The following is a 14,238-nucleotide window of genomic DNA, read 5'->3' as shown; positions in this document are numbered from 1 at the left end:
GTAGAACTCGGCAACGGGGCCTGTGGACAGCCGGAGCGCCTGTGGATATCGACCGGACGCGGGCCCGGATCTGCTACGGACGAACCACCGCCGAGGGGTGGACGGCGGCCCGGTTGGGTATGTTGTGGCGAACACGGAGGGGTTGGCATGGAGAGCTCGTTCCAGCGCACACTCGCCGACGACGGCGGGGCCACGATCGTCGTCGCGGGCGAGGTCGACTTCTCGAACGCTGACGAGCTGGCGGACTGTGTGCGCGCGGCGGTCGCCGAGTGGTCGCCGCCGGCCGTGCGGATCGACCTGGGAGCGGCGAGCTTCATCGACTCGAGCGGCCTCGGCGCCCTGATCGAGGGCTACCGGGCGGCCGGCGAGATCGACGCCGCCTTCCTCGTGGTCAACCCGTCACCGTCGTTCCGGCGCGTCCTCGACGTCACCGGCCTGTGCGAGTTCTTCGGCTTGAGCGCCGAGAGCGGAACGGCCGATCAGGCCCAGGCCACCGGCGCATAGGGAACGACCCCCGTCGGGGGAGACGGGGGCCGTCCGAGGATTCGGCTCCGGGGGGGTCGAGCCGAATCGCTCGGTGATTACGGGGGGCGTAATCACCGAGGGCCTGAGTGAACCGTGGGCCTGAGTAAAAGGGCGCGACCGTAACAACATGAATCCCGATCGCAACAGCACAAGCATGCCTCACGGACGCAGCGCAGTCGAGTACCGATTGTGTCCGAGTGGGATATGCCTGCCCGTCTGACCGTTTTCACAGCGCGTCACCATCGACGGCTCGCCACGCCGGGGGCCACGGAGGTCGGCGCGATACGGCTACACTTGCCGCCCGTGGGCCTCAGTGCCGCGTTTTTCGACCTCGACAAGACCGTCATCGCCAAGTCCAGCGCGCTGGCCTTCGGACGGCCTTTCTACCGTGATGGCCTGATCAGCCGCCGTGACGTCGTCAAATCCGCTTACGCACAGCTCATGTTCCGGCTGGGCGGCGGTTCCGACGAGCAGACCATGAGCCGCACGCGTGACTACCTCGCGGCACTCTCCAAGGGCTGGCGCGTCGAGCAGTTGCAGCAGATCGTGGCCGAGACGCTCGAGGAGCTCATCAACCCCTACGTCTACGCCGAGGCGGCGACGCTGATCGCCGAGCATCAGGCCGCCGGTCGCGACGTCGTGCTGGTCTCCGCGTCGGGCGACGAGATGGTCCGCCCGATCGGCGCGCTGCTGGGCATCACCGACGTCATCGCGACCCGCATGAGCATCGTCGACGGCCGCTACAGCGGCGAGGTCGAGTTCTACGCGGCCGGCCCGAGCAAGGTCGTCGGCATCCGCGAGCTGGCCACCGAGCGCGGATACGACCTGGCCGAGTGCTACGCCTACTCCGACTCGGTCACCGATCTGCCGATGCTCGAGGCGGTCGGCCATCCCAGCGCCGTCAACCCCGATCGCGCCCTGCGCCGCGCCGCCGTCGAGAACGCCTGGCCCATCCTCGAGTTCCGCCACCCCATCCCCCTGAGCAGGCGCCTGCGCGACCGTCCGGCCGTCCCGGTCGCCGCGGCTCTCAGCTTCGGCGTCGGCGCCGCCATCGGCATCGCGATCTACGCACGCCATCGCCGCACGAAAGCCATGGCCTGACTTCAAAGGATTCCGTACGGAGTCGCGCGGCCCCCGCTCGCCGAAACCACCGTCGTGCCCGGCCACCCGAAACGACAGGGCCGCTGATCGCGGCTCGTTCTCCGCGCCCGGCTGCCGGGCTGTCCCGGCTCTCACCCTCGAACCGCATCGGGCGCAAGGTCAATGACCAGCGCGAATGCCTTCGGTCTGAGTAATTTCGCGCGGCCACTTAAGGGACCTGAAACCCTGGCGATCAAGCCGCGACGGGCGTAGAAAGAACTGGCGAGGTTCGAAGCGGAAGGCCCGAGATTCCCAGAAAGCTTGGGATACCCGGAATTTCCGTAGTCCGGATCTCGTGCACGGCCACCGGGAACCCACGCGCGATCAGCCACGGCAGGCACGTTGCGGCGGGACCTGGGCCACCGGGCTTCCACAGCGGACCCGCGAGGCTCCGGACCGTCGACAACGACCCAGGTGCACGCTTGATAACCCGGTCCGGACGCGCAAAGCCGGCGCCCCATGAGGGACGCCGGCTCTATTTTTGGCCTTTTCCAGCGTGAGTACCGAACCGGCCGGTCGTAGGTGAGGAGAACGAGTTGCAGCTAGCCGGTGCGACGGAGCGGGGGCTTCTCGCAGATGCGTACTAAATGGGGTTTCTCGCCTCTAGATGCCTGTTGCGCAGCTCGTGATAGACGGCTTTGAAAAGCTTCGGGCGCGAGTGGAAGTCGACGCCCTGAGCCCAGAGCTCGGTGTTGACAGTGGTGCCGTCGGCGCGCTCGATGAGGACCGTCAGGCCGCTTTCGATCTCCCACGGGCCCAGCTTGTGCGTCGCCTTGTGCAAGCGCACGTGGGCGATGTCGTCCCAGCTCATCGTGTGTGAGCGCAGCAGGCCGCGAATGCGCAGGCCGGCCGGGCCGACGTAGGCACCCATTTGCCATATGCGGTAGGAACCGAGCACCCAGACGGCGGCCAGGACGCCGGCGAGCACGCGAATGCCGTGACCACTGAGATCGAATTGGCGGACCGTGGTCCAGCCGAGCAGGGCTAATGCAGCGATCTCCCAGCCGATGACCAGCCAACGTCCCGTGCCCGGAGTGTAGGGGCGCTCCCAGGTCGTCTCCACGCGAGCGAGTATTCCAGCGGATTTTCCAAGATCCGGCAATGTGGGGAAAAGACTGACCGATCAGACAGAGGCGAGGACCCCGTCGCCGATGCGGGTGATCTCATCGGCGGCCTCCGTGACCGCTGCGGCGTAATGACGCAGCCATGATCGGACACCGTCGGGGGTTCCGGTCGCGTAGGCGCCGGCCGAACCGACGTATTCCGGTTCGCGGTTGTGGTGGCCGATCTCGACGGCGACCAGGCCCCGCGGATCGAAACCGCGGTTGATCAGCGTGAGGTGGGCGGCGGCGCGGGCGACGACGCCGGCCGGACCGGCGAACGGGCGCAGCGTGATCAGCTCGGCGTGGACGATCGCGGCCAGCAGCAGCGGCGGCGTCCTGTCGTTGCCGGCCACCAGCCCCGCGAGCGCGTCGACCCGGTCGGCGGCGCCGGTGAGACGGCCGAGCTCGGTGGCCGGGACGACGCCGCGCGCGGCTAGCACGTGCAGCTTGGCCAGGACCTGCCGGGGCGCCCGGGGCCAGAGGTCGACCAGACCGCCCAGGCTCTCGGCGACCCGCAGGGCACCCTGCATCACCGGGTCGGTCACTGTGCCGCCGCGGACCTCGTCGAGGTCGTAGGCGTTGCCCTCGAGGGCGGCGCTGGCCACGGCTCCGCGCAGGCTGGCCTCGGCCGCCACCTGACCGCCGTGACGGCGCAGCGCGCGGTGGCGCATGGCGGCGTCGACGCGGTCGCGCGCCTCGGTGAGGGCGGGAGCGACGTCGGCGAGCTCGAGCAGCGGAGCTAGGGGATCCACGCCGGTAAGACTACCGAAACATGGACTGCACAAATGAGCTCGGAACTGGCAAGATTCGCGCAGGACCAATCAGGGACCGGTCATCCAGCGCGCGCATGATGCCACCCGGCGCGCTGGGTGACGCAGCCCTCGCCGGTCCCATCAGGCCTGACTAATGTGCAACCAAGAAGCCCCGGCCAGCAGTGAAGAGGAGCCGCCCTCATGAGCGAGACATTGGCGAACCTGTCATCGGAGACGCGGCAGTTCCCGCCGCCGGAGCAGGTGGCCGCCGACGCCAACGTCAAGGCCGACGCCTACGAGGAGGCCGCCGCCGACCGGCTCGCCTTCTGGGCCACCCAGGCCGACCGCCTCACCTGGGCCAAGAAGTGGGACCAGGTGCTGGACTGGTCCAACCCGCCGTTCGCCAAGTGGTTCGTGGGCGGCGAGCTGAACATCGCCTACAACTGCGTCGACCGGCACGTCGAGGCCGGACACGGCGACAAGGTCGCCATCCACTGGGAGGGCGAGCCCGGCGACACCCGCACGATCACCTACGCCGACCTGCTCAAGCAGGTCAGCCAGGCCGCCAACACGCTGACCGACCTCGGCGTGGGCGCCGGCGACCGGGTCGCCATCTACATGCCGATGATCCCCGAGGCCGCGGTCGCGATGCTGGCCTGCGCCCGCATCGGCGCGACACACAGCGTGGTCTTCGGCGGCTTCTCGGTCGACGCGCTCTCCACCCGCATCAAGGACGCCGACGCCAAGCTCGTGATCACCGCCGACGGCGGATATCGGCGGGGCAAGCCGTCGGCGCTCAAGCCGACCGTGGACGAGGCCGTCGCGCAGTGCCCCAGCATCGAGAACGTGCTGGTCGTGCGCCGCACCGGCCAGGAGGTGGCCTGGACCGGCAAGGACAAGTGGTGGCACGAGACGGTCGAGCAGGCCAGCCCCGAGCACAAGGCGCAGGCGTTCGACTCCGAGCACCCGCTCTTCATCCTCTACACGTCGGGCACGACCGGTAAGCCGAAGGGCATCCTGCACACCACCGGCGGTTACCTGACCCAGACGTCGTGGACGCACCACGCTGTCTTCGACCTCAAGCCGGAGACCGACGTCTACTGGTGCACGGCCGACATCGGCTGGGTGACCGGCCACTCCTACATCGTCTACGGCCCGCTCTCCAACGGCGCGACCCAGGTCATGTACGAGGGAACGCCGGACACCCCGGGCCGCGACCGGTTCTGGCAGATCGTCGACAAGTACAAGGTGTCGATCCTCTACACCGCCCCCACCCTCATCCGCACGATGATGAAGTGGGGCGACGACATCCCGGCCGGCTACGACCTGTCGTCGCTGCGCGTCCTGGGCAGCGTCGGCGAGCCGATCAACCCCGAGGCCTGGATGTGGTACCGCAAGAACATCGGCCACGACCGCACCCCGGTCGTCGACACCTGGTGGCAGACCGAGACCGGCGGCGTGATGATCTCCCCGCTGCCCGGCGTGACCGCGACGAAGCCCGGCTCGGCGATGACCGCCCTGCCCGGCATCACCGCCGACGTCGTCGACGACCAGGCCCAGTCGGTGCCGAACGGTGGCGGCGGCTTCCTGGTGCTGCGCGACCCGTGGCCGTCGATGCTGCGCACGATCTGGGGCGACGACAAGCGGTTCATCGACACGTACTGGTCCCGTTTCGGCGCGGGCGCCGGATCCGGCTCCGGTTCCTCCGACGAGTGGATCTACTTCGCCGGTGACGGCGCCAAGAAGGACGAGGACGGCGCGATCTGGCTGCTGGGCCGGGTCGACGACGTCATGCTGATCTCGGGGCACAACATCTCGACCACCGAGGTCGAGTCGGCCCTGGTGTCGCACCCGTCGGTGGCCGAGGCGGCGGTGGTCGGCGCGACCGACCCCACGACCGGCCAGGCGATCGTCGCGTTCGTGATCCCGCGCGGCAATGTGGACACCGCCGGCGACGCGGGCGAGAAGCTCAACGTCGACCTGCGCAACCACGTCGCCAAGACGCTCGGCCCGATCGCCAAGCCCCGGCAGATCATGCTGGTGCCCGAGCTTCCGAAGACCCGCTCCGGCAAGATCATGCGCCGCCTGCTCAAGGACGTGGCCGAGCACCGCTCGCTGGGCGACGTCACCACGCTCCAGGACTCGGCGGTGATGGACCTGATCTCGTCGGGCATGAAGAGCACGAAGTCCGAGGACTGACCGTTTCCGCTACGCTGTGGCGCCGCGGCCCGTCAGGGCCGCGGCGTTTCGGTCACGGGGGTTTCATGGTCAAGGTCTTGGGGGGTACGGCCGTAGCGCTGTCCCTCGGCATATTGGCGCTGGGCGGGTGTTCGAGCGATTCCCCGCCGCCGGCCGCGGCTGCGGGTCCGGCACCCGTGGCCGCCGGACAGACTGCCGCTCCGGCCGCCTCCGCGGGCTCGACCGCCGGCGCGCTGTCCTCGACCACCGCCCCGGGCCAGACGGCACCGCCCGCATCGCCGGTCGCGCCGGGCTTGCCCGGCTCGCCTGGCTCGGCTGGCTCGCCCGGTTCGCCGGGGTCACTCGCCTCGCCGCAGCCGACCCCGAGCCGGCCGGCCGGCGTGCACGTGCCCAACGTCGGCGGCATCGAGCCGGGCTGGGTGAACGGCAAGGTCACCGGCGTCTCCGGCTCCTGCCTGACCGTCAAGGACGACACCGGCGTCACCTGGAGCCTCTACTCGGCCGCGGCCGTGCCGGTCACCGCGGGCACCGCGATCCGCGCCCGCGTGAACCCCGGGCCGACGAAAATCAACTGCGGCAAGGGCCAGCCGGGCACGCTCGTCCGGGCCATGGTCGCAGCCGGCTGACGCGAGCGCCTACCCTGGAGGGCATGGGCGGTCGGGTGGACGAGTCGTGCGTGCTGGTGGACGGCCCATGGACACATCGCTTCGTGGGCGCCAACGGCAGCCGGTTCCACGTCGTCGAGGCCGGCACCGGCCCGCTCGTGCTGTTCCTGCACGGCTTCCCGGAGTACTGGTGGGCCTGGCACAACATCCTGCCCCGGGTCGCCGACGCCGGCTTCCGGGCGGTGGCGATGGACCTGCGCGGCTACGGCGCCAGTGACAAGCCGCCGCGAGGCTACGACGGATACACCATGGCGGCCGACGTCACGGGCACGATCCGGGCCCTGGGCGAGCGCAACGCGACGATCGTGGGCGCCGGGGCCGGCGGCATGATCGCCTGGGCCGCCGCCGCGTTCCACCCCAAACTGGTCAACCGCCTGGTCGTGCTCGGCGCCGCCCATCCTCTGCGGTTGCGGGCGGCGCTGTTCGCCGACCCGCGCGGCCAGCTCTCGGCCTCCACGTCGGCGCTGCGTTTCCAGGTGCCGCGCTACGAGCACGTGCTCACCCGCGACGACGCGGCCATGGTGGGCGAGCTGATGACCCGCTGGACCGGTCCGCGGTGGCGCGAGACGCCCGAGTTCGACGAATACGTGCGCCGGTGCCGCGAGGCCATGCAGATCCCGCAGGCGGCGTTCTGCGCCCTTGAGGCGTACCGCTGGGTCTTCCGCAGTGCGATCCGGCTCCAGGGCTACCGTTTCGTCAAGCTGATGCAGAAGCCTCTGGTCACGCCGACCCTCCAACTGCACGGCGAGTTGGACACGGCCACCCTGCCGCGCACGGCCCAAGGATCGGGGCGCTACGTGATCGCGCCGTACGAATGGCGGCTGATCCCCGACGCCGGCCACTTCCTGCACCAGGAGGCGACCGACATGGTCACCGGCGAGATCCTCCGCTGGGCGAAGACCAGCTAGATCCGCTGCTCGTGCAGCTCCGACACCTCGTGTATCGGAGCCCACCCCTGGTAGACGCCGAAGTCGAACTCCTCGAGGCCGAGCTGGCGGGCGATCGGGGCGCGGCCGCCGGCGTACTCCACCCGCAACCAGGAGTCAGTCTCGGCCAGCACGATGAACGGCGCTCCGCGCCACGAACAGGTCGTGCGCACGTAGACCAGCTCTTCGTACTCGTTCGGGCTCAGCACCCGCACGAACCGGCCCGGGCGGACCTCCTCGAAGCCGTCGGCGGGCTCGGCGCGGTAGATCCGGACGTTGTCGCCGTCCGGCACCGCGTCGTACTCCTGGCCCTGCCAGGTGGCCACGTACCCGTCGCGCATCACTGCTCACCAACCCGGCGCCACAGCGGGCCGTCGTTGTCGAAGATGGCCACCATGCGCTCGCTGCCGTCGGCGTCGATCCGCCACAGCTGCGAGCCGTGCGGCAGCCGCACACTGTCCACCTTGAACTCGGCGATCACATCACGGCCCTCGCCGGGCGCGAAACCGTTGCCACGGAACGGCGGCCGCTCGATCACCCAGCCGTCCATGGCGCGCAGTGCCTGCTCGTTCTGGCCGCCGTAGGGGATCCGGTAGAGGCTCGGCCGATAGGCGGGCCAGCGCAGGACGTACGCCTCCTTGGCGTCCGCCTGGTGCTGGGAGCCGTCGTAGCTCAGTCCCAGGGCCGCGAAGAGCTCGCCGGGCGTGCGCAGATGCTCGACCTCGGTGGCGCGGTGCACGAAACCGGCGACCCGGTCGTAGCCGCGCTCCAGGTAGTAGTCGACCTGGTCGGGCGGAAGGGTCTTCTGCATGACGGTCGCGTGCTGGGCGTCGTCGCTGGCCGGTTCCGGAGCGGGCACCGGGGCGACCGCGTCGTCGACGACCGGGGCGTCCGGGTCGTTGCCCAGGCCGGCCTCGGCGGCCCAGTTGGCCAGGGCGATGACCTGCGGGCCGGGATATCGCGCGCCGATCGGGCTGTTCGGGTTGACCGCGAACGACCAGGCCGGGTCGGGCCAGTTGCGGATCAGCTCGTAGAACCGGACGCCGACCGTGCGGGTGGGCTGGGCGTAGTGCTCGTCCAGCCGGTCCTTGCTGGTGAAGACGATGAGGAAGGCCTCGCCGTCCATCTGCTCGGTGCGGAAGGCGAAACCAGACTCACCGGGGGCGCTGCCGGGACGGGAGTGGTCGGCCACCGGGACGAGCACGGTGGCGAGCAGCAGGGTGGAGAGGAAGGCATCGGTGCTGCCACCACCGGCGGCTTCGAAAAGCTCCCGCTCGACGTCGTTGGCCGGAACGAAGGGATCGACGGGCGGGGCCGGAGCGGAACCGCGAACGTCGAGCGGCGGCTGGCCGCCGAGACGGGCCGGACGGTCGCTGCCCGGCGATCCGGGAATGACCGGAGGGGCGAGACCGGGGCGCTCGGCCGGGGTCTCGGCGCGGGCGGCGTCGGAGCGCGTCTGGAACGCGGGGAACGACGTCATGGAGGCGGGCGGTCCGGCCGACGGCGACGTGGCCTGCCGGCGGGGCAGCGGGGTGCCGAAGCCACGGCCGGGCTCGTTGCTGCTGCCGGGCTGGTCGCCGAGACCGCCCTGCTGAACCGGCTGTGCCGCGGCGGCCTGAGGAGAGGCCGGGCCCTGCGGGAAGCCGCCGCGCTCCGCAGAGGGCGGCGTGGCGGAACGGCGGGGCAGGCCGCCGGCCGGGGTGGCCACGGTGGGCTGGGCCCAGCCGGGGTCGAAGGTGCTCTCGGCGGGGTCGCTCGGCACGAAATGGTCGGGCACGGGCGGGGTGTTGGCGCCGGGGCTGCGGACCGGGAGCGGGGCGTTCGGGTCCTGGAGGTCGCTCGGCGGGGCCGAACGACGGCTGCCGAGAGCACCGAAGGCGCCGCCGAGGGTGGGCGTCGAGGGAGGTCCGGAGGCCGGGATGCCCGACGCCGGAATGCTGCTCGCCGGGATGCCGCTCGATGGAATGCCGCTCGCCGGGATGCTCGACGTCGGGGTCATCGGGATGGACGGCGGCTGATAGGCGGGCGGAACCGCGGGCGGCGGAGCCATCGGCGGGACCAGCGGAGCCGCACTGGCCGCGCTGACCGGGCCAGGCGGCGTCGAGGGGGCGGCCGGGGCCGGCGTACGGGCGGGCAGGCCGCTGGGCAGCACGCTGCCGGGGCTGCGGATCGGGAGACCGCCGGGGCCGATCGGCTCGGACTTCGACGGCTCGGCGGAAGGCTGGGCCGCCGGCGGCTGCTGACCGGGCGACCGGACGAAGGCGGCCGACTGACCACCGTACGTGCCCGGTCCACTCACGGGCGGCGCGCTGATGGGCGGCGCACTGATAGGCGGCGCGCTGATGGGCACGGCACTCGCCGGACTACCGGGACCCGAGCCGACCGGCCGGCCGTAGGCGGGAGCGGCCGGGCTTCCGGACTGACCATACGCCGGGGCGGCCGGGCTGGCGGGCTGGCCGTACGCCGGGGCGGCGGGGCTGGCGGGGCTGGCGGGCTGGCCGTACGCCGGGGCGGCGGGGTTTGCGGGCGCGGCGCTTGCGGCGGGCCGGCCGAAGGCGGCTGCCGTGCTCGCGGCGGGCTGACCATACGCGGGGGCAGCGGGGCTACCGGGCTGACCATACGCGGGCGCGTCCGGGCTACCGGGCTGGCCGTACGCCGGGGCGCCGGACTGGCCGAGCGCGGGTGGGGCGTCAGTCTGGCCGCCGTACGGCTGACCATATGGCGGGGCCGCGCCGGCGGCCTGGCCGTAGGCGGCGGGCGCGCTGGGCGCCTGCTGTCCGTAGGCGGGAGGCTGCGCCTCGTACGCCGCCGGGTCACCCACAGGCTGGCCGTAGGGCGTGTTCCCCTCGCCGTAGGCCGCGCTGGCCGCTTGGCCGTACGCGCTGGGCGCGGCGACCGGCGAGGCCGGATATTGCGGATAGGCCGCCGTCGCCGCCACCGGTGAGGGCGCGTCGGTGGTCGGCCCGCCCGGACGGGCGGTCTCCTCCTGGCGTGCGGCGGCCGCGTTGGCCGCCAGCGCCGCCGCCTGAAGGTCCTGCATCTTGGCCGACGCCGGAGTCGCCTCGCGGCCCGGCCCACGGGTGGGCAGCCTCAGGTCGCCCCGGGAGAGCTGCGCGACGAACCACGCCGGCAGATATCCCTCGATCGGCAGACCGGGGTTGACGGCGAGCCACCACTCCAGGTTGGGCCAGGTGTTGGCGAGCTCCTGATAAGGAACGCGCCGGGCCGAACCCGTGTAGTCGGCCAGGCAGGCCTGCAGCGCGGCGGTCGACGTGAACGCCAGCACATGGGTGCGCCCACCTGTGCTCCAGGTGCCCCAGCCGAGCGGCGCGAGGCCCGCGAGGGCATCGGCCGACACCGGCAACAGCAGGTCAACCCTGGAGAGAATGCGGAAGTACGACTCCTGGTCGTCGGTGCGCAACGCATCGCGCATCGCGACCTCGGCGTCCGTAGCCGGCTCCCACTCGGACACGTCCACCTCTCCCCACGCGCGACGAGGCCATCTCAACGCGTACAACCTACAAGGTCAGGCCGCGATCACAATGGGCGGCGGTACGCGGAGTAGTAAAGCAGGTGTACGACGCCCTCGGCACGCGCTCCGGGGGTCTCCGAAGCGCCTTGATCAGTAGCTGGCAGCGAGCAGCCAACAACCGATCGTAGCGTCACCGGACTTTTCGGCCAGTACGCGTTCGGGGGACACCAAGGCCCGCAAGAACGGACTAAACGGAACGGCCGGCGCAGTCGCTGTCGACTGCCCGGCCGTCTCAGGCGGGACCGGCGCTCACTGGAAGCGCTGGGTCGCCGTCTTCTCGGTGTGGATGTAGTCGTCGACCGACTGGTCGACGGCCACCTTGATGTTCTGGAGGATGTTCTGCAGGTCGGCCGAAGCGGCGCGCCAGGTGGCCTGCCTCTGGGCGTACGCCTCCTTGGCCTCGCCCTCCCAGGTGGCGACCAGCGGAGCGGCGTCGCTCTCGAGCTGGTCGAGCCGGGACTGAAGCGTGCTGATCGCCTTCTGGATGTCGGCGCTCGCGGTCTGGAGGGCGCCGAAGTTGACGAGCAGGACTCCGTCGTTGGGCATGTCTTCTCTCCCCGTCAGAGCGGCAGCTGGAAGCTGCCGCCGGAGTTGGCAACCCGGCTCTGGGCCTCGGTGTCGGAGGCGTCGTAGCCGACACCGGACACCTTGATCGAATCGGCGGTCTGCGCGAGTGCCGCGTTGAGCTTCTTGAGGTCTTCCGCGTACTGCACCTTGACCTGCTCGAACGCGGCCGCGCCGAGTCCCTTCCACGCGCTGCTCAGCACGGAAAGCTCGGACATGAGCGTGCTCAGCATCTGCTGGAGCCCCGCGTTCACGTCGTCGAAGTTCGCGGCGGTCTTCGCCATCACCGCGGATTCTGCCTGCGTCTGGGCCACCCCGGACGTCACCCCGCTCTCTCGTTCGGTTCGCCGATCGCCCGGGTCCGTGTCGTCCTCGACGTATCGACGGTGGCCACCAGGCTAGCCCCCGTGAACAAGCCGTGAGGGCGGGCCGTGAGCGGCCGACTACTCTTCAGGTACGTCGCCGACCGTAGCGAAGTCCGTCAAGACGGGGAACCTCGGAATCGGAACCTGTGGATAACTTTCGCACTGTCCACAGGGCGCCCCGGCGATGGGCCGAAGCCCCTACGATGGGCCCGCACAAGCAATAACGCGGCGCGAAGGGCGGTGTGCGATGACGGTCGGCGTGGCGGGCAACCGCGATTATCGCGACCTCAGCGGCCCGGACAGGCCGTCACCCAAGGTCAGTATGCGGCCGGTCCATGGTGGACGGTTGTTCGGCGTCCGGGCCGGTCAGATCGTCGCCACCCAGGTGGCCGTGGTGGCCATCGTGGTCGGTGCGCTGAGCGGGCCGATCGGCCTCGTGGCGGGCGCCGTCGTCACCCTGCTCATTCTCGCGGTGACGTGGCTGCGCCTGCGCCGGCGCTGGCTCTTCGAGTGGTTCGGCGTGATGCTCCGCTACGGCGGCCGCCGCCATGCGGCGGCGGTCGACACCCCCGCCGCATTGCTCGAGTTCGTCGCGCCCGGCACGCGTGTGGAGCAGACCGACCTGGCCGGCGACCCGGCGGCGATCATCGTCGACGGCCGCGGCCTGACCGCGGTGCTCGAGCTGGGCGATCCGGCCGGCCTGCTGGCCGAGGAGTCGGCGGCGCTGCCCTCCCCCGCCTCTCTGCTGCCCTCGGCCGAGGCCGAGCTGCCGCCCGTGCTCATCCAGTTGCTGCTGACCGGCGCGCCGGCCCCGTCGCTGCGGGCCGGCGCCGGCACCCCGGCCAACTCCTACCGTCAGCTCACCGAGGGCCGCCTGCTCGGGCACAGCCGCGCGCTGCTCGCAGTCCGGGTGCTGCGGGCCGAGGGTTGGTCTCCCGAGGAGCTGCACCGCTCGCTCTCGGGCCTGGTGCGCAAGCTCGTCCGGCGCATGTCGGCGGTGCCGGCCAAGCCGCTCGGCGAGGCCGCGGCCATGCGGGTCATCGCCGAGCTGGCCCACGACGACGGCGTCGGCCCGGCTCAGGAGACGTGGCCGGGCCTGCGGGTCGGCGGGCTGACGCAGAGCACCTTCCAGCTGCGCCGGTGGCCCGACCCGCGCGTCGAGACGTCCCGGCGGCTGGTGTCCCGGCTGCTGACCCTGCCGGCGTCGGCCACCACGGTGTCGCTGACGGCCGGGCCGCGCCCGGCGCACGGCCCCACCCCTCTCGACCTCACGGTCCGGCTCGCGGCGCCCGACGTCAACGCGCTGGGCGCCGCCACACAGGCCCTGCACAAGCTGGTCTCGGCCGAGCAGGCGAGCGTGCGCCGGCTCGACGGCGAGCAGCTGTCCGGCCTGTCGGCGACCCTTCCCCTCGGCGGCGCGCCGACCGCGGTGCCCGGCCTGCCGCCCGACGGCCTTCAGCCGGCCGAGCAGCTGGAGGGCTTCGACCTCCCTGTCGGCACGGCCGGCCTGATGCTGGGCCGCAACCGTCACGGCAACCCGGTGGTCGCCCGCCTGTTCCGCCCCGAGCAGACCCGGGCCCTGCTGATCGGCGGCGTCCGCTGCGCCCAGCTGATCGTCCTGCGGGCGATGGCCCTGGGCGCCCGTGTCATGGTTCAGACGGCCCGCCCACGGGCATGGGAGCCCTTCGTGCGGGGCGCCGCCGTCCCCGGCGAGTCGATCGCGGTGGTGCCCCCCGGCCGCCCGGTCGAGATCGCCCCTGGCTCAGCCCTCCAGCCCCTCCTGGTGGTCGTCGACATCGGCCCGGTCGGCTCCGACTCCCGCCCCGGCGCCGGCTGGCAGGCCACGTTGGTGGTCCGCGACGAGTTCTCCGCAGCCGACGTCGACGTGGCTTCCCGAGCCGACCTGCTGCTCCTCCAGCCCTTACGCCCCGACGAGGCCACTTTGATCGGCGCCGCCTTGGGCCTGGGCGAGGTAGCCCAGTGGATGACCAGAATCCGCCCCGACATGATCGGCGTAGTAAACCGCCGAGCCGTCCGCTGGGCCGCCTTGGCCCACACCCCCATAGAGACCCAGCTGGTGGGCCCACCAGGCCGCTGACCAGCCGCACCGGCCCCGCCGAACCACAGTCCCCTCCACACCCCACCCCGCCGAACCGCCGCCCCTTCCACACCCCACCCCGCGAAACCGCCGCCCCTTCCACACCCCACCCCGCGAAACCGCTGCTCTTCCACAACCTGCCCCGCAAAACCGCTGCCTCCTCCACACCCCACCCCGGAAACCGCTGCCCCTCCACACCTCGCCCGCGAAACCGATGCCCCTCCACGCTCGGTCCTGCCGAATGGCCGACTCCGCCGTCACCAGACTCTTTCCGCGGGACCGCCGACGGCCCGCTGACCTTTCCGCGCGGGCTCCGCCGAACCGCCGCCCCACCGCGCCCGGCCTTGCTCTGCCATTGGGCCCCGACGT

Annotated in this window: 12 protein-coding genes; 6 read left to right on the top strand and 6 right to left on the bottom strand. The window is 71.5% G+C overall.

The features are described 5' to 3' along the window. The first annotated feature begins 147 nt into the window (after positions 1–147). Positions 148–504 (top strand): STAS domain-containing protein, encoded by a 357-nt coding sequence (locus ACQP2X_RS01470; RefSeq protein WP_498693836.1) that lies wholly within the window; start codon positions 148–150, stop codon positions 502–504. Between the two features lie 324 nt (positions 505–828). After that, complete coding sequence (locus tag ACQP2X_RS01465; protein ID WP_498693835.1) at positions 829–1,626, top strand: HAD family hydrolase; 798 nt, start codon at positions 829–831, stop codon at positions 1,624–1,626. 622 nt (positions 1,627–2,248) lie between these two features. Here the strand turns inward: ACQP2X_RS01465 and ACQP2X_RS01460 are convergent. After that, a complete protein-coding gene (locus ACQP2X_RS01460) occupies positions 2,249–2,728 on the bottom strand; it encodes a PH domain-containing protein (RefSeq protein ID WP_498693833.1) in 480 nt (159 codons plus the stop codon). Positions 2,729–2,788: 60 nt separating this feature from the next. Further along, on the bottom strand, positions 2,789–3,520 hold the full coding sequence (locus ACQP2X_RS01455; protein ID WP_498693832.1) for a Fic family protein: 732 nt from the start codon (positions 3,518–3,520) through the stop codon (positions 2,789–2,791). A 201-nt stretch (positions 3,521–3,721) separates the two neighbouring features. Between ACQP2X_RS01455 and acs the strand changes: the two genes are divergently transcribed. The 3 genes from acs to ACQP2X_RS01440 all read left to right on the top strand — a co-directional run bounded on the left by acs (position 3,722) and on the right by ACQP2X_RS01440 (position 7,292). Next, on the top strand, positions 3,722–5,719 hold the full coding sequence (gene acs, locus ACQP2X_RS01450) for an acetate--CoA ligase (RefSeq protein WP_498693830.1): 1,998 nt from the start codon (positions 3,722–3,724) through the stop codon (positions 5,717–5,719). A gap of 65 nt (positions 5,720–5,784) precedes the next feature. Next, positions 5,785–6,345, top strand: a complete 561-nt coding sequence (locus ACQP2X_RS01445) for a hypothetical protein (RefSeq protein WP_498693829.1) — start codon at positions 5,785–5,787, stop codon at positions 6,343–6,345. 23 nt (positions 6,346–6,368) lie between these two features. Then, a complete protein-coding gene (locus ACQP2X_RS01440; protein ID WP_498693827.1) occupies positions 6,369–7,292 on the top strand; it encodes an alpha/beta fold hydrolase in 924 nt (307 codons plus the stop codon). Here the strand turns inward: ACQP2X_RS01440 and ACQP2X_RS01435 are convergent. The 4 genes from ACQP2X_RS01435 to ACQP2X_RS01420 form a co-directional block, all read right to left on the bottom strand. Further along, the gene (locus tag ACQP2X_RS01435; RefSeq protein WP_498693824.1) at positions 7,289–7,654 is read right to left on the bottom strand and encodes a UCP033725 family protein; all 366 of its coding nucleotides are present in this window, start codon (positions 7,652–7,654) and stop codon (positions 7,289–7,291) included. The genes ACQP2X_RS01440 and ACQP2X_RS01435 overlap by 4 nt on opposite strands. Continuing rightward, a complete protein-coding gene (locus ACQP2X_RS01430; RefSeq protein WP_498693823.1) occupies positions 7,651–10,782 on the bottom strand; it encodes an SseB family protein in 3,132 nt (1,043 codons plus the stop codon). Before ACQP2X_RS01430 ends, ACQP2X_RS01435 begins: the two co-directional genes overlap by 4 nt. A gap of 309 nt (positions 10,783–11,091) precedes the next feature. Continuing rightward, positions 11,092–11,388 carry a WXG100 family type VII secretion target gene (locus ACQP2X_RS01425; RefSeq protein ID WP_498693821.1) on the bottom strand — a complete coding sequence of 99 codons (297 nt, stop codon included), beginning with the start codon at positions 11,386–11,388 and terminating at the stop codon, positions 11,092–11,094. Positions 11,389–11,402: 14 nt separating this feature from the next. After that, positions 11,403–11,690: a WXG100 family type VII secretion target gene (locus ACQP2X_RS01420; protein ID WP_498656397.1), complete on the bottom strand. Its 288-nt coding sequence runs from the start codon at positions 11,688–11,690 to the stop codon at positions 11,403–11,405. Positions 11,691–12,018: 328 nt separating this feature from the next. On the opposite strand from ACQP2X_RS01420, the gene eccE reads away from it, so the two are divergent. Beyond that, on the top strand, positions 12,019–13,869 hold the full coding sequence (gene eccE / locus ACQP2X_RS01415) for a type VII secretion protein EccE (protein ID WP_498693820.1): 1,851 nt from the start codon (positions 12,019–12,021) through the stop codon (positions 13,867–13,869). The last annotated feature ends 369 nt before the right edge of the window (positions 13,870–14,238 follow it).

This window comes from Actinoplanes sp. CA-131856 (assembly GCF_050956135.1).
Taxonomy (GTDB): domain Bacteria; phylum Actinomycetota; class Actinomycetes; order Mycobacteriales; family Micromonosporaceae; genus Actinoplanes.
This window is presented reverse-complemented; position numbering and strand designations above follow the sequence as displayed.